The sequence below is a fragment of the Streptosporangium sp. NPDC023615 genome, assembly GCF_040640155.1.
Lineage (GTDB): Bacteria > Actinomycetota > Actinomycetes > Streptosporangiales > Streptosporangiaceae > Streptosporangium.
In genome coordinates, this window is sequence record NZ_JBFABE010000046.1 from 1 (window position 1) to 18,380 (window position 18,380).

Here is an 18,380-nt window from a genome sequence, read left to right on the forward strand (position 1 = left end):
CGGTGTCGGTGCCCGAGGGGTTGGTCGTCCAGCCGGTCGCCGTCTCGAAGGTGTCCTCCCAGATGGCCGGCGGCGGCGGCGTCGTGACCGCGGTCGTCCACACCGCGTACGCGATGGCGTCGGCGTTCCGGTTCAGCGCGGTGTCGTTGACGTTGGTGACGGTGTCGCACGCGCGGTGGTAGCAGGGGTCGAAGGGCTGACCCGCCGTGCCGCCCCACAGGGTGGCCTGCGCGCTGGTCTTGGTGCCCTCGGCGCCGGTGAAGGTGCCTCCCGCCGGGATGCCGACCGCGATGAACGGCCCGTAGTCGGAGCGGCCGTCGAAGTCGGTGCCCCGGGTGGCCACGCCGATCGAGCTGAAGTACGCCGCGAGCGTCGCCTCCAGCTGCGCCGAGCCCGCCGGGCCGGGGCCCGAGCCGACGCCGTCGGAGTTGTCGCCGTCGTAGAGGAAGTAGCCCGGGTTCGGCGAGCCGACCATGTCGAAGTTGTAGTAGCCCTTGATCCTCGACCGCTCGGTGGAGGACAGGCTGTTCACGTACGCCTGGGAGCCGCGCAGGCCCAGCTCCTCCGCGCCCCACCACGCGAAGCGCAGGTGGCGGGTGGGGGCCAGCGACTGGCGGGAGACCTCCAGGGCGGTCTCCAGGATGGCGGCGCTGCCGGTGCCGTTGTCGTTGATGCCCGGTCCGGCGGTCACGCTGTCGAGGTGGGCGCCGATCATCAGGGTGTTGCTGGTGTCGCCGCCCGGCCAGTCGGCGATGACGTTGTAGCCGGTCGCGCCGCCGTAGGTGAACGACTGCAGCGTGGTGGTGAAGCCCGCCGCGTCCAGCTTGCCCTTGACGTAGTTGGCCGAGGCCAGGTAGCCGGGGCGGCCGTGGGCGCGGTTGCCGCCGTTGGCGGTGGCGATGGACTGGAACTGCGTGAGGTGTGCCTTGACGGCGGTCAGCGAGATGTCCGGTGGGGCGGCCGCTGACGCCGACGGGGCGGTGAACGCCAGGGGGATGGCGAGGATCGCCGCCATGCCCATGGTCCACAATTTGCGCATCATGCTCCTCGGATATGAGGGTGGGGGGTCCCCCGGGAGGCGCGCCCCCCGGGTCGGGGGCGCGCCGTACAGCCGTGGTGCCATGTGGTCGTGCGTGGTCGTGCGGGGTGGTGCGGGGTGGTGCGGGGTGGTGCGCTTGCGTGACCGCTCCGCGCTAGCGGGCCGCGCCCTCGGGCGCGGTGCTCCTCGCGGTGCTCTTGGCGAGCGCCGCGGCGTTGCGGTCGGGGATACCGGTCAGGTCGTAGGCGTAGAACGCGGTGGCGTAGCCCACGGCCTTGGAGTTGCGCTCCAGGGCGGCGGCGTTGACGTTCTCGATGCCGTCGCAGGCGGAGTGGTAGCAGGGGTCGTAGGCGACACCGGCGGTGCCGCCGAACTTCGCGGCCTGCTCGGGGGTCTTGATGCCCTCGGCGCCGGTGAAGATACCACCGGCCGGGATGCCGTTGGCGATGAACGCGCCGTAGTCGGAGCGGCCGGTGAAGTCGGTGCCCTCGAACGGCAGGTTGCGCTTGGCGTAGAACGCCTCCAGGCGCTTCTCGATCTCGGCCGATCCGGCCGGGCCGGCCGGGGCGCCCTCGGCGTCGGAGTCGTCACCGTCGTACAGGAAGGTGCCGTCGTTCGGCGAGGCGACCATGTCGAAGTTCAGGTAGAGCCGGATCTTGTCCCGCTCGGCCTGCGACAGGCCCGCGACGTACTGCTCGGAGCCGAGCAGGCCGAGCTCCTCGGCGCCCCACCAGGCGAAGCGCAACCGGTGCTTGGTGGGCACGTGGGCCAGCTTGAGCGCGGTCTCCAGGATGGCGGCGCTGCCGGAGCCGTTGTCGTTGATGCCGGCGCCCTCGGGCACGCTGTCCAGGTGGGCGCCGACCGCCACGATCTCGCCGGACTTGCCCCAGCGGGAGTCGGCGATCAGGTTCTTGGTACGGCCGACCTCGGTCTTGGCGTCGACCTTGAGGCGCACGGTCGTGTTCGGGCTGTCGGCCAGGTCAAGGCCGACGGCCGTGCTCGCCATCACGATGGGCATGTCGAAGCGCCACTCGATGATGTCGAAGACGAGCGGGTCGGTACGGCCCGGCTGGCCCTCGTTGAAGAAGATCACACCGGCCGCGCCGGCGGCCTTGGCGTTGGTCGCCTTGTCGACGAACGCGCAGGTGCCGCGCTGGAGCAGCGCGATCCGGCCCGGGACGAACCCGGCGAAGTCCGCCGTCTCGCAGCCCGCGGTCGAGGTGTTCGGGGTCGGCGAGGGCGGGATGACCGCGTCGACGACCTGCACCTGGGCGGTGACGTCGCCACCGTCGGAGGAGACGACGGTCACGAAGTCGGCCGGCGTGGCGTAGGTCTTCGCCTCGGGGGCCGTCTGCTCCAGGACCGGGGGACTGAACTCCTGCCAGCCGAGCGGGAACTCGACGTCGGTCGTGGAGGTCTTGTATCCGGCCTTGCGCAGCTTGTCCTGCAGATAGGCCAGGGAGGCGTCGTAACCGGGTGAGCCCGCGGCCCGGTTGCCGCCGTTGGCGGTCGCGATCTCGTAGAACTTGTCCAGGTGCTTCTGGACGTTCTTGCCCTTGATCTGGGTCGCGAACACGTTGGCCAGGACGTCGGAGACGACGGGGCCGGTGGTGTTCGCGGGGGTCGCGCTCGCCGGGACCGTGAAGGCGAGGGGGAGGGCGATGGCCGTGACCACGGTGACTGCCTGAACCATGGTACGGCGTAACCTCAGGCGCATAACGCTCCTAGGGGTGGAACGGGAGAGGGATTCCCTCGTGCGTACATGGCGGAACGTACCGTGATCAAACGGTTTCGCCTAGACGTATCTCCGCCGAGATGGGCAGAAGTTATAGCTCGACCCTGTCAGGGTTTTCTCAGGGGTGCCTCGGGAACGGGCTGACGAGAGCCGTTCGTTGAACAGACGAAGAACATCGATCCGGGGAGACATCGTGCATCGTTCGAGAAACCACAAGATAATCGCCGGCGTCTGCGGTGGCATCGCGGAGACCCTCAACATGCCCCCCACGCTGGTCCGGGTGTTCTGGCTGCTGCTCTCGCTCATCCCGGGGCCGCTCTGGGTCGCCTACGTGCTCATGTGGATCTTCGTCCCGAAGGCGCCGGCGGTCCGCTACTGAAAATAGGCTGGGGGCATGAGGCGACGCCCACTGTCCCTGGTCCGGGACGACCTGGTCGACTACGAGAAGGCCATGGAGCGGATGACCGACCTGGTCGGTCGGCGGCAGCGCGACGAGTGCTCCGACACGCTCTGGCTGCTCAGCCACCCGCGGGTGTACACCGTCGGCAGGCGGACCGACGAGAGCCACCTGCCCGATCCGGCTCACGGCATCCCCGTCGTGAGCACGGGTCGGGGCGGCCAGCTCACCTACCACGGCCCCGGCCAGCTCGTCGGGTATCTGATCGTCAAGCTCGGCGAGGACGAGGGGATCGTGGACTACGTCCGCGAGGTCGAGCTGAGGCTCGTCCGCGCGCTCGGCGCGCTGGGCGTCCCGGCCGAGCGCCGGGACACCCCGCCGGGGTCGGAACTGCTGACCGGCGTGTGGACGAGCGAGACGGGACGCAAGATCGCCTCCATCGGCATGCGGCAGAGCCGCGGCGTCACCAGCCACGGATTCGCCCTCAACGTCGACGGCGACCTGGCCCCGTGGGGCTGGGCGGTGGCCTGCGGCATGCCCGAGGTGGACATGACCTCGGTGGGCCGGGAGGCCCCCGCCGCCGCGGAGATGGACCGGGTCCGGGCGGCGGTGGCCGAGGCCTTCGAGGCGGGCTGACCGTTCCCGGCGGGGCAGCGCGACTCCCGGCAGGACGGGCGACTCCGGCCGGGGCCGCGCGACGGCCGGGACGGGTCAGCCGGCGGGACCCCTGCCGGCCGGACCGTCCGCCGGGTCACCGGGCGTGCCCGCGGGTCCGGCCGGTTCCGCGGGTCCGGCCGCCCCCGCCGGGTCGAACGCCTCGGCCATGTCGACCGTGCGGCGCGGGCCGGTGAACCAGTGCCTGGCCGACAGCGCCCACCACAGGCCGACACCCAGCACCATCACGCCGACCACGATCGGCGAGTAGTTCACCGAGGTCCAGGTGAACTCGTCGCTGAACGGCACGGCCGAGGGCACCAGCGGCATGACGAAGTAGATCGAGATGATCACGATCTCGACGATGGCGATCCAGCACATGACCCTGTACCTGCGCCCCAGCGTCCAGGGGCCGGGCTCGAACCGGTCGCCCATCCGCAGCCGGAGCCAGATCGGGATCGCGAAGGCGATGTAGAGGCCGATGACCGCCACCGAGACGACCGCGTAGAAGGCCAGCGGCACCCCGCCGGGGGCCTCGTACAGGGCGGGCAGGGTGAGGATCAGCGCGACCGCGCAGCCGAAGACGATCGCGTTGACCGGGGTGCGGTTGGCGTCCACCTTCGACCACAGCCGCCAGCCGGGGATGGCGCCGTCCCGGGAGAAGGCGTAGGTCATCCGGGACATCGAGGTCACGCAGCTCATGCCGCAGAAGAACTGGCCGATGGTGGAGATCGTGAAGATCGCCGTGGCCAGGTTGCCGGGGACGGCGCTGTCGAAGATGGCGCCGACGAAGCCGCCCGCCTCGTTGATCGCGTTCACGTCGGTGGCCGCGAAGAGGAAGGCCAGCAGCAGGATCCAGCCGCCGATCGCCGAGTAGAAGATCGACTGCCACAGTCCCCTGGCGGCGGCGGTGGAGGCGCCCTGGGTCTCCTCGGACACGTGCGCGCACGCGTCGAACCCGGTGATCGTGTACTGGGTCAGCAGGAAGCCGAGCGGCAGCACGTAGAACCAGTAGGACGAGTCGGCGAAACCGGAGTTGTTGATCGTCTCGGTGAACACGAACGACATCGACTGGTGCGAGTCCGGGCCGAAGACCAGGATCAGCACGACCGCCGCGGCGCCGAACACGTGCCACCACACCGAGACGTTCTGCAGCGTCGAGATCAGCCGGTGGCTGAAGATGTTGATCAGCGCGTGCAGGACGAGGATGACCGCGAACAGGATGAACGCGTTGTTCAGGTTGGGGTCCCAGCCGGGGAGGAACCGGCTGAGGGTGATGTTCAGGAACGTGGCGCAGCCGTAGTCGACCGAGGCCGTCACGGCGATCAGCCCGATGAGGTTGAACCACCCGGTGAACCAGCCGTGGATCGGCTTGCCCATCTTCGCGGCCCACCAGTAGATCCCGCCGGCGGTCGGGTAGGCCGAGACCAGCTCCGACATGCAGAGCCCGATGATCAGGATGAAGATCGAGATCAACGGCCATCCCCACGAGATGGCGATGGGGCCGCCGTTGTTCCACGCCTGGCCGAACGTGGTGAAGCAACCGGCCAGGATGGAGATGATCGAGAAGGAGATGGCGAAGTTGGAGAAGCCGCTCCAGGTTCTGGAGAGCTCCTGCTTGTAACCGAGTTCGGCGAGCCGCTTCGCGTCCTCGTCGACCGATGTGGGCTTGGTCACTCAAGCCTCCTTGCGTGGTGGTGCGGGGGGTGTGAGGATCCGGGGCTCGCGCCCCGGACGTCGTCGACGAGCCGTCCGAACCCCGGGTCGTCCAGGTCCCGTACGGCCTGCGAGAACTTGTCGGCCGCCTCGGCCCGGTAGTCGAAGTCGGCGTCGGCCGCCTGCTCCCTCAGCAGTCCGTGGTGGACGGCGAACCAGAGCGTCCAGGTCAGGTTGGACATGATCAGGTTGAGCCTGACCCGGGCGGTGAACCGCCGGTCCTCGGCGCCGAGGTAGGCGCGGGCCAGCCGCGCGGTCAGGTCGGGGTCGTAGTCGGCCTCGGCGGCGATGTCGCCCAGCTCGAACGCCGGGTCGTTGTTCCCCGAGAGCTGGTAGTCGACGATCCTGACCTCGTCGCCGCAGCGGATGAGGTTCTCCGGCAGCAGGTCGTTGTGGCAGGGCACGGTGGGCGCCGGATCGGCGGCCAGCGCCCGCTCGATCTCCGCCGCCGCGGGAAGGCGGTCGAGGTAGCCGTCGGGTACGGGCAGTTCGTGGGTACGGCACAGGGTGAGGAACTCGTCCAGCTTGCGGAAGATGGAGAAGTCGTTGACGAACCGGGGGCCGGCGTGCAGCCGGCGGCAGGCCGCCGCGATCGGGCCGGGGAGCTCCCGTACCGCGTCCGCGTCCAGGGTGACGCCGTCGAGGTACTCCAGCACCATCGCGCCCGGGAGCCGGTGCAGCACCCTGGCGCCGACCCCGGCGTCCGCGGCGCGCACGGTGTTGGCGATCTCCTGTGCCAGCGGGATGCCGAGCCCGGCCCCGGACACCCGGGGGTCCAGGACGCGCAGCAGCCAGCGCCGGCCGTCCGCCGCGTCCAGGCGGATGATCCGGTGGCTGAGGCCCCCCTTGATCGGCGTCTCGGTCACGGGCTGTCCCGCCCAGGCGCGGACGTCGGCTAGAGGATCTGGCATGCCGCCCTCCTTTGGCCTACCTTCAGACCATTGATCCGATTTTGCGTGCACGGTGTTACAGGGGGGACGTGAACCATGGAACTTCCCGGCTCCGCACGGGCGGTCGTGATCGGCGGCGGGGTGGCCGGATGCAGCGTGGCCTACCATCTGGCACGGCTCGGCTGGACCGAGGTGCTGCTGGTGGAACGGCACGAGCTCACCGAGGGGACGACCTGGCACTCGGCCGGTTTCGTCGGCCAGCTCCGCTCCACCGTCACCCAGACAAAGATGATCATGTATTCGGCGGGCCTCTACCCCGAGCTGGCCGAGCTCACCGGTCTCGACCCGGGCTGGCACGGGGTCGGCGGCCTGCGGCTGGCCACCACGCCCGAGCGGGTGCAGGAGTCGCTGCGGCTGGCCGGGGCCGCGGAGACCTACGGGCTCGGCATCGAGATGCTCTCCGGCGCCGAGGCCGGGCAGAGGCTCCCCCTGCTGAACGCCCGGGACGTGCGGGCCGCGCTCTGGCTGCCCGGGGACGGCTGGCTGGATCCGGCGCTGCTGGCCAGGGCGCTGGCGGCGGGGGCGCGGAAGCTGGGCGTGCGGATCCTCACCGGGACCCGCGTGACGGGGCTCGACGTGGCGGGCGGCGCGATCACCGGCGTACGGCTCGCGCGGGGCGGCGGTGACGGGGACGCCGGGGAGACCGAGGAGTGGTCGGTCCAGGCGGAGACCGTGGTCGTCGCGGCGGGCGCGGCCAGTGGCAGGGTCGGGCGGCTGGCCGGGGTGGACATCCCGGTCGTGCCGATCAAACATCAATATGTCGTCACCGAGCCTTTCGGAGTCTCCTCGTTCATGCCCACGGTCCGGGATCCGGACAACATTGTTTATTTTCGGGAGGAGGGCGGCGGGATCCTGGTCGGTGGGTATATTCGCGACCCCGAGATCTGGGACACGGCGGAACCGCTGGAGGAACCCCGCACGCTTTTCAATCCCGATATGGCGAAATTTCAGGAATCGTGGGATTCGGCGGTGCGGCGCGTCCCCGATCTCGCCCGTACCGGGATCGCGAAGGTCGTGCACGGTCCCGAGGCGTTCACCCCCGACGGCGAGTTCCTGCTCGGCGAGACCCCGGTCCGCGGCCTGTGGGCGGCGGCGGGGTTCTGCGTGCACGGCCTGGCCGCGGCGGGCGGCGTGGGCAAGGTGATGGCCGAGTGGATCGTGGACGGCTCGCCCGAGTACGACGTGTTCGCCATGGACCTGCGCCGTTTCTCCGGGCACGCCCGCTCGGCCTCCTGGGCCCGCGCCAAGGCCCTGGACGCGTACTCGACGTACTACGACATCGTCTACCCCGGCGAGGAGCGCACCGCCGCCCGGCCGCTCCGCCGCTCACCGGCCTGGGTGCGGCACGTGGAGCTGGGTGCGGCGTTCGGCGAGAAGTCCGGCTGGGAGCGGGTCAACCGGTACGGGTCCGGCGCGCACCCGCCGGGGGACGGGGCGGGGCGCCGTCCGGACGGGTGGGCCGGGCGGATCTGGTCGCCGGCCGTCCGCGAGGAGTGCCTGGCCACCCGGGACGCCGCCGGGCTGTTCGACCAGAGCTCGTTCTCCAAGCTGGAGGTGTCCGGGCCCGGGGCGCTGGAGGGGCTGCGGTGGGCCTGCGCCGGGCGGATCGACCGGCCCGTGGGCTCGGTCGTCTACACCCAGCTGCTGAACGCGCGAGGCGGCATCGAGGCGGACCTGACCGTCACCCGCCTGGCCGAGGACCGCTTCCGCCTGGTCACCGGCACCGCGTTCGGCGTCCACGACGCCGCCTGGCTGCGCGGCCTGGGCCTCGACGTCCGCGACGTGACCTCGGCCCACGCCTGCTACTGCCTCTGGGGGCCGCGGGCGCTCGACGTCCTCGGCTCCGTCTGTGCCGACGACCTGACCTTCGGCTACCTGCGGGCCCGGGAGATCAGCGTGGGGAACGTCCCGGTGCTGGCCCAGCGGGTGACGTTCGTGGGCGAGTTCGGCTGGGAGCTGTACTGCCCCACGGAGTACGGGCTGACGCTGTGGGACACGCTCATGGAGGCGGGGGCGCCCCACGGGATGCGCCCGGCCGGGTACCGCGCGATCGACTCGATGCGCCTGGAGAAGGGCTACCGCGTCTGGGGGCTGGACATCACCCCGGAGACCACGCCGTGGGAGGCGGGCCTGGACTTCGCGGTCGCAGGCGACAGGGACTTCCTCGGCCGGGCGGCCCTCCACGCGCCGGCCGCCGCGGGCTCCGGGGACGCCGCCCGGCGGGCGACGCCGGCGCGGCGGCTGTCCTGCCTGGTCCTGGACGACCCCCGCCAGGTCTGCCTGGGCGGCGAGCCGGTCCGCGCCGGCGGCCTGCCCGTCTCGCGGGTCACCAGCGGCGGGTACGGCCACCGCGTCGACCGCTCGATCGCCTACGCCTACCTGCCCGCGGCCACGGCCCCCGGCGACCGGGTGGAGGTCGGCGTCACCGGCGTCTGGACGGGCGCCGTCGTCGCCGCCGAACCCCTCTACGACCCGTCCTCGGAGCGCGTCCGCCGCCTGCCCGCCTGACGTTCCCGGCCCCCGGCCGCTCCGGGGCCGCGTCCCGCCCGGCCCCGCCCCGCCCCGCCTCGCCCGCCCCAGGACGGGGCGGGGCGTGATCCGCCGCCCCTGATTTCCCGTACGTCCCTTCGTCACCTCGCGTCTCGGTCATCCTGTGTTGCGGAGACCGGCGTCACGGATACCCCCCCGGGGTTGTCAAAAAGGGTGGTGTGTGGCATCGTTGCGACCGTAGAGATACCCCCTGAGGGTATAAGGAGGGGTGATGAACGGTGTGACGAGAGTGGGCGCGTACGCGCTGGGGCTGGTCGTGGTGTTCGGCGGCGCCCTGGGCGCCGGGCGGGTGGCCGGACCGGTCGCGAACCCGGCGCAGGCCGCGAGCGGCCCCGGCCAGGGCGCGGCCCGGACCGCGGCGCCGGGCGGACACGACGGCGGTCAGGGCGGCGGTCAGGGCGGCCAGGACACCGGCCACGGAGCCGGACAGGACGCCGGACAGGACGCGGGGCAGGACGCGGGGCGCGGAGCCGGGCCGAACGCGGCCCCCGACGCGCGGTCCGGCACCGCGACGACGGCGGCGAAGGCGGCGACGGCTCAGGCCGTCCCCGGCGGGCTCCAGGTCTCCGAGGGCGGCTACACGCTCCTGCCGGAGACCGACGAGGTGAAGGCCGGTGAGCGGACCGACTTCCGGTTCTCGGTCATCGGTCCCGACGGCCACCCGGTCACCGACTTCACCGTCCAGCACGACAAGGAGCTCCACTTCATCGTGGTCCGCCGCGACCTGACCGGTTTCCAGCACCTGCACCCCGTCCGGAAGGGGAGCGGGGTCTGGTCGGTCCCGCTGGAGCTCCCCGCCGCCGGGGAGTACCGGGCCTTCGCCGACTTCGCCCCCGAGGGCGGGAAGGCCATGACGCTGGGCATGGACCTGTCCGTGGCCGGCGACTACCGGCCCGAGCCCCCGGCCGCGCCGAAGGAGACCGCGAAGGTGGGCGACTACACCGTCACCCTCACCGGAGGTCTCGTCGCGGGCCGCACCAGCATGCTCACGCTCTCCGTCGCCAAGGACGGCCGCCCGGTCACCGACCTGGAGCCCTACCTGGCCGCGTACGGTCACCTGGTCGCGCTCCGGGACGGCGACCTGGCCTACCTGCACGTGCACCCCGACGGGGCGCCCGGGGACGGGCGCACCAGGCCCGGCCCGGACATCACCTTCTACGCCGAGGTGCCGAGCTCCGGGACGTACCGGCTCTTCCTGGACTTCCAGCACGCCGGGACCGTGCGCACCGCCGCGTTCACCGCGGCCACGGCCCCCGGCCCGGAGTCGGCGGGGGCCACGAAGCCGGCCGAGGACGACCACGGCTCCCACGAGCACGGTGATCAGCCGTGAAATACCCCATGGGGGTCACACGTTCCCCTGATGAGGAGAGCACGCACCCGGACGGGCGACGACGGACGAGGGCGGAAACGACACACGAGGCACCGGGAGGGGCCGTGACGTCCATGACCACCGGCGAGCCGACGACCGGCGGCGAGATCGAACTCGCCATCGGCGGCATGACGTGCGCCTCCTGCGCGGCCCGCATCGAGCGCAGGCTCAACAAGCTGGACGGGGTGAGCGCGACCGTCAACTACGCCACCGAGAAGGCGAAGGTCGCCTACCCCGGTGAGATCACCCCGGACGACCTGATCGCCGAGGTCCGCAAGGCCGGCTACACGGCCGAGCCGCCCCCGCCCCCCCAGCCGGTCACGGACCCGGGCCGGAGCGACGGGTCCGGCGAGCGGGACGGCGAGCGGGCAGGGGAGCACGACGGGCTCGCGCCGCTCAGGCAGCGCCTGATCACCTCCGCGGTCCTGTCGGTGCCGGTCGTCGCGATGGCGATGATCCCGGCGCTGCAGTTCGACAACTGGCAGTGGCTCTCCCTGGCGCTGGCCGGCCCCGTCGTGGTCTACGGCGGGTGGCCCTTCCACCGGGCGGCCTGGACCAACCTGCGGCACGGCGCCGCCACCATGGACACGCTGGTCTCGCTGGGCACGATCGCCGCCTTCGCCTGGTCGCTCTGGGCGCTGTTCCTCGGCACGGCGGGCATGCCGGGCATGCGGCACGGCTTCGAGCTCGTCCCGTCCGGCGGGGACGGCTCGGGCAACATCTACTTCGAGGCCGCCGCCGGGGTGGTCACCTTCATCCTCGCGGGACGCTACTTCGAGGCCCGCTCCAAGCGCCGCGCCGGTGCCGCGCTCCGCGCGCTGATGTCGATGGGCGCCAAGGAGGTCACGCTGGCCTCCGGCGAGCAGGTGCCGATCGCCGCGCTCACGAAGGGCGACCTCTTCGTGGTACGGCCGGGAGAGAAGATCGCGACCGACGGCGTGGTCGAGGAGGGGTCCTCGGCCGTGGACGCCTCCCTGCTGACCGGGGAGTCGGTCCCGGTGGAGGTGCGTCCGGGCGACGCCGTGACCGGCGCCACCGTGAACGTCTCGGGGAGGCTCACGGTCAGGGCCACCCGGGTCGGTTCCGACACGCAGCTCGCCCAGATGGCCAGGCTGGTGGAGGACGCGCAGAACGGCAAGGCCGCCGTGCAGCGGCTGGCCGACCGGATCTCGGCGGTGTTCGTGCCGATCGTGATCGCGCTGTCCGTGGCGACCCTCGGCTTCTGGCTCGGCAGCGGGGCCGGTCCCGTCGCCGCCTTCACCGCGGCCGTCGCGGTCCTGATCATCGCGTGCCCCTGCGCCCTGGGCCTGGCCACGCCGACCGCGCTGCTGGTCGGGACCGGCAGGGGCGCCCAGCTCGGCATCCTGATCAAGGGGCCCGAGGCGCTGGAGTCGACCCACGGCATCGACACCGTCGTGCTCGACAAGACCGGCACCGTGACGTCCGGCACGATGACCCTCCGGGAGGTCCTCACCGCCCCGGGCCAGGATCGGGACGAGGTGCTCCGGCTGGCCGGGGCGCTGGAGGCCGCCTCCGAGCACCCCGTCGCCCGTGCCGTCGCCCGCGCGGCGAACTCCACGGCCGAGGTCGAGGACTTCGTGAACATCGAGGGTCTCGGCGTCCAGGGCGTCGTCGACGGGCACGCCGTCCTGGTCGGGCGCCCCCGGCTGTTCGCCGAGTGGTCGCAGGCCCTGCCGGCCTCCCTGGAGGAGGAGCTGGACCGGGCGCGGGCCCGCGGGGAGACCGCGGTCGTGGCCGGCTGGGACGGCGAGGTACGCGCGGTGCTCACCGTCGCGGACGCGATCAAGCCCACCTCGGCCGAGGCGGTCGCCGCGCTGCGCGCGCTCGGCCTGCGCCCGGTCCTGCTGACCGGGGACAACGAGGCGGTGGCCCGCACGGTAGCCGAGGCCGTCGGCATCGACGAGGTCATCGCCGACGTGCTGCCCGCCGACAAGGTGGACGCCGTCAAGCGCCTGCAGTCCGAGGGCCGTGTCGTGGCGATGATCGGCGACGGGGTCAACGACGCCGCCGCGCTCGCCCAGGCCGATCTCGGCATGGCGATGGGGACGGGCGCCGACGTCGCGATCGAGGCCTCCGACCTGACGCTGGTCCGCGGTGACCTGAGGGTGGCCGCCGACGCCATCCGGCTGTCCCGCCGCACGCTCCGCACCATCAGGGGCAACCTGTTCTGGGCCTTCGCCTACAACGTGGCCGCCATCCCGCTGGCCGCGTCCGGGCTGCTCACGCCCATGATCGCCGGAGGTGCGATGGCGCTCTCCTCGGTGTTCGTGGTCAGCAACAGCCTGCGGCTGCGCCGCTTCAAGTGACCACCCGGCTCCGGGTGACCATCCGGTCTCGGGTGGCCACCCGGTCTCGGGTGGTCACGCGGCCTCGGTGGTCCTTCCCTTCGGCCCGGCCCGTTCCGACGGCCGGAGGATCCTCCCCACCCGCTCCTCGTCCGCGGTGTAGATGTGCGGCACGTCGACGAAGACCCTCATCGGCCCGCAGCCCACCGTCAGGCCGTCCGCGACCTCGCGCTGGATCCCGCGGAGCGGCACGTAGTTGAGATAGCAGGTGTAGGCGTTCTGCGACCGGAAGGCCGCGGTCATGACCAGGCGCCCGGCGCGGAGCCGGAAGGCCAGGCTGGTCAGGCAGGGCACCGCGTCCGGAGGCTCGCCGGGAGCGGTCAGCGAGATCCAGCCGCTCTTGGTGTACGGCTTGGCGCGCAGCACGTCGGAGATCCAGCCGAGCTGGTCGACGCCGAGGAACTGCCGCAGCCGTCCCCCGTAGCTGTACTTGAACGGCGGGACGATCGACCGCTCACTGAACTTGCTGGCGTACAGCGGGATCTTTCCCGGGTCGCCGTGGCATCTGAGGATGGGATCGTCCCAGCTCAGAGCGTTGATTTCGAACAGCACGGCCGGGGCCTCGATGATCGGGCCGCGGTCGTCCAGGGCGGGACCGCCGCTGTCCGTCACGTGTCGCATCAGCCAGATCCACGTCTCCCCACAAGACGCGAACCTGAGGAGGTCGGGCATTCATGTCTCCACGTTGGGGAAATGGTAGGGATTGTGTGGGAGCCGGCGTTGCCGGGAGACGTTGGCGCGCACGTAGTAGACGAAATAGTGGATCAGTGCGAGCAACCCGATGATCACCAGCAGCAGGGCCGGGGTGGGCTCGGCCCCGATCAGTCCGAGCACGCCGACCGCGATGTAGGAGCCGTTGACCAGTGCCAGCATCATCACGTTGATCCCCGGCCACGCCAGCGGCGCGTACGTCTCCGGATAGCGGGGATCGACCGGCAGGTTAGGGCTCCAGCCGAGGGCCGAGAAGTGGTCCTTGAGGGGGAGGACGTAGAGCAGGCGGAAGTTGTTGAGCGCCCGTGCCGTCCTCATGTGCGCGTTGACCGCCTCGATCAGGCGCAGGAAGGGCAGCACGTTGAGCAGCCCGAACGCGGCGACCGTCGCGAACAGGTACCACGGGACGCTCTCCCAGGCGGCCAGGGCGTCCGGCCTGACCACCTTCGCGCTCGCCAGCGCGACCGCCGCGGCGAACGGGGCTGCGAGCAGGCTCATGGACAACCGGGTCATCTTGATCCGCTCGTCCTTGGCAGCCAGGTAGACCTGGTAGGTGCCGGTGAAGTCGACGGCCAGCAGGCTGACGAACTCCTTGGGCTCCACGGGCAGCGCGTGCGGAGCCTCGGGCGGTGCTTCCGCGGTCGCCCGCGGCGGTGTCTTCCGCATCGGGACCCCACTTTCGACGAAGAGTGGATTTTCCCGTAAGAAGATATTGACTCACTTGTAAGGTCAATGAGGGCGTTTTAACGACATACATCTCACGACTTCATGAGCACGTCCCGACGGACGCCGATCGGTGTCCGATCGGCGTCCGTCCGTCCCCGGCGTCCGGCGGGGGCGGGCGCGTCAGCCCTCTCCGGGCGTGCCCGTTCCCGCCTCCAGCAGCGCCTCCTCCACGGAGCCGGCCATCGTGAAGAAGGCCAGCAACCCGGTGATGGACAGCATGTGGCGCAGTGTCCGGCTCGCCCCGGCCAGTACGAGGCGCGTCCCGGTCTCCTGGCTCCGGCGCAGGCTCCACAGCAGCTCCGCGAGCCCGGTGGAGTCGCAGAAGGTGAGCCCCGTCAGGTCGAGGATGATCCAGGAAGGCGCCGTCCCGGCGGCCGCCCCGGAGGGGAACGCGCTCCGCGCCGCGAGCAAGGACGGGCTCACCGCCGAGGGCGAGGTCGTCAGGGGAGAGACCGCGGGGGGCGAGGCCGCCGGGGACGAGACCGCCGGGGGCGGGGGCGCCGGGGGTGAGGTCACCGGGGAGAAGGGCCGCTCGGGCAGGAGCGGGGAGGTGCCGGGGAAGGCGGGCGACGGCTCACGCGGGGGGGAGGGCTCGGCCGACGAGGTGCCGGCGTCCGTTCTCCACACCCGGGTGAGCTCCCTGCGGAAGACGGGCGCGTAGTCGTAGTCGAGCTCGCCGGTCGCCCGGACGACGATCGCGCCTCCGTAGGTGTCGATGGACATGGAGAGGATGTTCACATCTTCGGGTGGCATGGAAGGACTCCTTAGACCCGCAGTTCACAGGGCGGGCGTTCCCCCCGTCTTACCAGGTATGCGAATCCGGGCGCCCGGACCGGAGGGAATCGCCGGGCGCGTGCGGACGCCGGCCTCCCGGCGCGTGCCACGGGACCGGGGGCGAGGGGCCGGACCGGCGCCAGCGCGATCATGGTGACTGGCTCCCGGACGGTGGCGCGCGGTCGGGGATCCTCCCGTGCCGGGACGGTACGGAACCGGCCGCGGCCGGTCGTTCATCCCCCGTCGCGGCGGGCGTTCTGCTTGGCGATCCCCTGGAGGACCGCGGTGACGTGCGGGGAGCAGACGGGGTCGCGGGAGTGCCTGCCCGAGAACCAGCGCGTCTCGATCACGTAGTCGGCCCGGTGGCCGCAGAGACATCTGCCGGGGGTCTCGGAATCAAGGGGGACGACTGCCGTGCGGTGAGTCACCATGAGTTAACTTTAGGACCTTTCAATACTTTTGTGATATTTCTCATTGTTGCGAACGCGCACCGGAGTTCCCCGGACCTCCTCTAACCGGCCGTCACCGGCGAGTCGGCACCGAGCGCCGCCAGCGCGGCGGCCACCGCCGTGGGTCCCAGCCTTTCCGCCGGGACGTCGGCGAACTCCACGGCGCAGTCCGAGAGACCGCCGATGGCCACGCTCGCGCGGATGCGGGCGGCCTGACCGGGCAGGGGGTCGGGGGCGAGGAGCAGGACGGTGAGCCGCTGCCGCCAGCCCACCACGCGCCGTCGGAGGTCGAGCGGAGCCAGGACCGCCAGCTCGCGTACCGCCATCGCGGTGACCTCGCGGTGCCGGAAGGTGATGTCGAAGTACGTCTGCAGGAGGTCGCGCGGGCTCCGCGGGGCGCCCGCCTCGGCGTCGGCCAGGAAGGCGTCGATGTCGTCGATCAGCGGCTGGACGACGCTGCGCAGCAGCTCCTCGCGCGAGGTGAAGTGGTAGTAGAGCGCGGGCTTGGTGATCCCGAGCCGTGCCGCGATGTCGCGCAGGCTCGTCTGCTGGACGCCCTTCTCCGCGAAGAGCTCCCGTGCCGCCGCCTGGATGCGCGCCCTGGTGTCTGACGACCTGGCCACCTGGCGTCCCCCCGTCTCGCGTCCGGACGCACCCGCAGGCGGTGTCCCGATGCTCGGGCCAAGGGTAGCGGCCCGGGGGAGAAGCCGCTGACCTGCCGACGGGTACGTGCGGCGGAGGGGTCCGGCGACGCCCCTCACGCGGGACGGGCGGACGGCCGCCCGGCGGGCCGGGGTGCGCGGCGGCCGACCGCGATCCCGGCCCGCCTCAGTCGGTCTTGAAGGGGTCGTGCTCGGCCAGCAGCTTGTCGAGCCTGGCCTGGTCGACCCGGCTGACGACGGCGGCCTCCTCGTTGCGGTCGCGCACGCACTTGGCCAGCGTGAAGGTCGAGGTCACCACGTACAGCAGCCCGATGCCCATGAAGGACCGGACCCAGGTGGTCACGGGCAGGTAGGCGATGCCGATCCCCAGGGCCGTCACCGAGAGGCCGAAGGAGAGCACGGCCTGCGCGTAGAAGGCCGTCGTCGTCGAGTTCTTCACCGGTCGCGTCATGTCACCATCGTCGGCGCGCTCCGCCTCCGGGACATGGGCGCGGCTACTTAGTTACTCGTGAGTACGACGGTCGCCGCCCGGCGACGCCCCCTCCGCGCGAGCCAGGAAGAGGGCGCGTTCGCGCTCGTTGCGGGTGAGCGCGGCGGCCCGCTCGAACTCCGCGCGCGCCTCGCCGAGACGGCCCAGCCTCGCGAGCAGATCCCCCCGTACGGCCGGAAGCTGTGGATAACCGGCGAGGGCGCGCTCGGCCGTCAGTCCCTCCACGATCTCCAGACCCCGCGCCGGACCGTACGCCATGCCCACCGCGACCGCGCGGTTCAGCTCGACCACGGGCGAGGGGGCGACGTGGGCCAGCAGCCGGTAGAGGGCGGCCATCCGCTCCCAGTCGGTGTCGCCGGCCGACGGCGCGCGGGCGTGGCAGGCGGCGATCGCCGCCTGAAGGCCGTACGGCCCCAGCGTGCCGAGCGCCTCGGCGCGTTCCAGCGACTCCAGCCCGCGACGCACCAGCAGCCGGTCCCAGAGCCCGCGGTCCTGGTCGAGCAGCAGGACGGGCTCGCCGTCCGGCCCGGTCCTGGCGCGCAACCGGGACGCCTGGATCTCCATCAGCGCGACCAGGCCGTGCACCTCGGCCCGGTCCGGCATCAGCCCGGCCAGGATCCGGCCCAGGCGCAACGCCTCCTCGCAGAGCGAGGGACGCGTCCAGTCCTCACCGAGGGTCGCCGAGTAGCCCTCGTTGAAGACGAGGTAGACGACCTCCAGGACCGAGGAGATCCTGCCGTTCAGCTCCTCCGGCGCGGGCATCTCGATCCGCACCCGCCTGTCGGCGAGGGTGCGCTTGGCCCGGCTGATCCGCTGTCCGACGGTCGGCTCCGGCACCAGGAAGGCGCGGGCGATCTCCGCTGTCGTCAGGCCGCCCAGCAGGCGCAGGGTGAGCGCCAGGCGTCCCTCGGCGGGCAGCACCGGGTGGCAGGCGGTGAACAGCAGGCGCAGCACGTCGTCGCCGATCGGGTCGTCGAGGCTGTCGTCCACTTCGTCCTCGGCCGCCCATCGGCGGACCTCCAGGTCCCGTCCGACCTCTTCGAGCTTGCGTTCGTAGGTGCTCCTGCGGCGCAGCAGGTCGATCGCCCGGTGCTTGGCGGTGAGCATCAGCCAGGCACCGGGGTTGTCCGGCACGCCGGTCTGCGGCCACTGCTCCAGCGCGATGACCAGGGCGTCCTGGGCCAGCTCCTCGGCCAGCCCGATGTCGTTCACGATCCTGGCCAGGCCGCCGATCACCCTGGCGGACTCGATCCGCCAGACCGCCTCGACCCTGCGGTGAGCGTCGTCGACTCCCATGGCGTCCGATCCAACCCCACTCCGCCCCGGTACGCGACGGCGCCCCGCCGCGCGACCGGGAGTCGCGGGACACGGCGGGGGCGGGGTTCAGGAGAAGGCGGCGAAGTCCTCGGGACCGAAGACGCGCAGTACCTCGGCCTCGCCCTCCCAGCCCTCCCAGTGGTCGCGGTGCAGTCGCATGAAGCGGGAGGTCCACTCGATCGTCTCCTCCTTCGACCGGGTCTGGTAGAGGGCGTAGCTGATCATCTCCTTCGCCTCGGCGAACGGGCCGTCCGTGACGGTCAGCTTCCCCCCGGTCAGCTCGACCCGGGCGCCCTCGGCCCGCGGGGCCAGCCCGCCGTTGTCCAGCAGGGCGCCGGCCCGGGTGGCCTCCTCGCCGAGTTCGTTGATGGCCTCCATCAGCTCGGCGGGCGCCGGGGTCGTGGGCTGGTTGAGGACCTTGAGGGTGACCAGGTATCGCATGGGGTGTCTCCTTCGACGTGTTCTCGGTCGTGAC

The 18,380-nt window shown here is 71.7% G+C and carries 17 protein-coding genes; 5 read left to right on the forward strand and 12 right to left on the reverse strand.

The window, feature by feature from the left end:
• Both AB0G16_RS26615 and AB0G16_RS26620 read right to left on the reverse strand, forming a co-directional pair.
• Positions 1-1,042 (reverse strand): M28 family metallopeptidase (locus AB0G16_RS26615; protein WP_362810391.1); only part of this gene is annotated, 1,042 nt, incomplete at its 3' end.
• Positions 1,043-1,193: 151 nt separating this feature from the next.
• Positions 1,194-2,732 carry a M28 family metallopeptidase gene (locus tag AB0G16_RS26620; RefSeq protein ID WP_362810394.1) on the reverse strand — a complete coding sequence of 513 codons (1,539 nt, stop codon included), beginning with the start codon at positions 2,730-2,732 and terminating at the stop codon, positions 1,194-1,196.
• 235 nt (positions 2,733-2,967) lie between these two features.
• On the opposite strand from AB0G16_RS26620, the gene AB0G16_RS26625 reads away from it, so the two are divergent.
• Positions 2,968-3,153: a PspC domain-containing protein gene (locus tag AB0G16_RS26625; protein ID WP_344743060.1), complete on the forward strand. Its 186-nt coding sequence runs from the start codon at positions 2,968-2,970 to the stop codon at positions 3,151-3,153.
• 15 nt (positions 3,154-3,168) lie between these two features.
• Complete coding sequence (lipB, locus tag AB0G16_RS26630; protein ID WP_362810397.1) at positions 3,169-3,807, forward strand: lipoyl(octanoyl) transferase LipB; 639 nt, start codon at positions 3,169-3,171, stop codon at positions 3,805-3,807.
• A 75-nt stretch (positions 3,808-3,882) separates the two neighbouring features.
• On the opposite strand, the gene AB0G16_RS26635 is transcribed toward lipB, so the two are convergent.
• Positions 3,883-5,502 (reverse strand): amino acid permease, encoded by a 1,620-nt coding sequence (locus tag AB0G16_RS26635; RefSeq protein WP_362810401.1) that lies wholly within the window; start codon positions 5,500-5,502, stop codon positions 3,883-3,885.
• Complete coding sequence (locus AB0G16_RS26640; RefSeq protein WP_362810404.1) at positions 5,499-6,452, reverse strand: choline/ethanolamine kinase family protein; 954 nt, start codon at positions 6,450-6,452, stop codon at positions 5,499-5,501. The genes AB0G16_RS26635 and AB0G16_RS26640 overlap by 4 nt, the downstream gene beginning before the upstream one ends.
• A 75-nt stretch (positions 6,453-6,527) precedes the next feature.
• On the opposite strand from AB0G16_RS26640, the gene AB0G16_RS26645 reads away from it, so the two are divergent.
• The 3 genes from AB0G16_RS26645 to AB0G16_RS26655 all read left to right on the forward strand — a co-directional run bounded on the left by AB0G16_RS26645 (position 6,528) and on the right by AB0G16_RS26655 (position 12,737).
• The gene (locus AB0G16_RS26645) at positions 6,528-8,999 is read left to right on the forward strand and encodes an FAD-dependent oxidoreductase (protein WP_362810407.1); all 2,472 of its coding nucleotides are present in this window, start codon (positions 6,528-6,530) and stop codon (positions 8,997-8,999) included.
• 253 nt (positions 9,000-9,252) lie between these two features.
• On the forward strand, positions 9,253-10,371 hold the full coding sequence (locus AB0G16_RS26650; RefSeq protein ID WP_362810410.1) for a hypothetical protein: 1,119 nt from the start codon (positions 9,253-9,255) through the stop codon (positions 10,369-10,371).
• 113 nt (positions 10,372-10,484) lie between these two features.
• On the forward strand, positions 10,485-12,737 hold the full coding sequence (locus tag AB0G16_RS26655; protein ID WP_362810573.1) for a heavy metal translocating P-type ATPase: 2,253 nt from the start codon (positions 10,485-10,487) through the stop codon (positions 12,735-12,737).
• 54 nt (positions 12,738-12,791) lie between these two features.
• Here the strand turns inward: AB0G16_RS26655 and AB0G16_RS26660 are convergent, their stop codons facing one another.
• From AB0G16_RS26660 to AB0G16_RS26695, 8 genes are all read right to left on the reverse strand, one after another.
• On the reverse strand, positions 12,792-13,397 hold the full coding sequence (locus tag AB0G16_RS26660) for a hypothetical protein (RefSeq protein ID WP_362810413.1): 606 nt from the start codon (positions 13,395-13,397) through the stop codon (positions 12,792-12,794).
• A 51-nt stretch (positions 13,398-13,448) separates the two neighbouring features.
• Positions 13,449-14,153, reverse strand: coding sequence for a hypothetical protein (locus AB0G16_RS26665; protein WP_362810416.1), 705 nt, complete (start codon positions 14,151-14,153; stop codon positions 13,449-13,451).
• Between the two features lie 180 nt (positions 14,154-14,333).
• Positions 14,334-14,966, reverse strand: coding sequence for an STAS domain-containing protein (locus AB0G16_RS26670; RefSeq protein WP_362810419.1), 633 nt, complete (start codon positions 14,964-14,966; stop codon positions 14,334-14,336).
• A 254-nt stretch (positions 14,967-15,220) separates the two neighbouring features.
• Complete coding sequence (locus AB0G16_RS26675) at positions 15,221-15,418, reverse strand: hypothetical protein (RefSeq protein WP_362810422.1); 198 nt, start codon at positions 15,416-15,418, stop codon at positions 15,221-15,223.
• Positions 15,419-15,498: 80 nt separating this feature from the next.
• Positions 15,499-16,059 (reverse strand): TetR family transcriptional regulator, encoded by a 561-nt coding sequence (locus AB0G16_RS26680; protein ID WP_362810425.1) that lies wholly within the window; start codon positions 16,057-16,059, stop codon positions 15,499-15,501.
• Positions 16,060-16,264: 205 nt separating this feature from the next.
• Positions 16,265-16,549, reverse strand: a complete 285-nt coding sequence (locus AB0G16_RS26685) for a YiaA/YiaB family inner membrane protein (protein WP_362810428.1) — start codon at positions 16,547-16,549, stop codon at positions 16,265-16,267.
• A gap of 51 nt (positions 16,550-16,600) precedes the next feature.
• Complete coding sequence (locus AB0G16_RS26690) at positions 16,601-17,884, reverse strand: RNA polymerase sigma factor (protein ID WP_362810431.1); 1,284 nt, start codon at positions 17,882-17,884, stop codon at positions 16,601-16,603.
• 87 nt (positions 17,885-17,971) lie between these two features.
• On the reverse strand, positions 17,972-18,346 hold the full coding sequence (locus AB0G16_RS26695) for a YciI family protein (protein WP_362810434.1): 375 nt from the start codon (positions 18,344-18,346) through the stop codon (positions 17,972-17,974).
• Between the last annotated feature and the right edge of the window lie 34 nt (positions 18,347-18,380).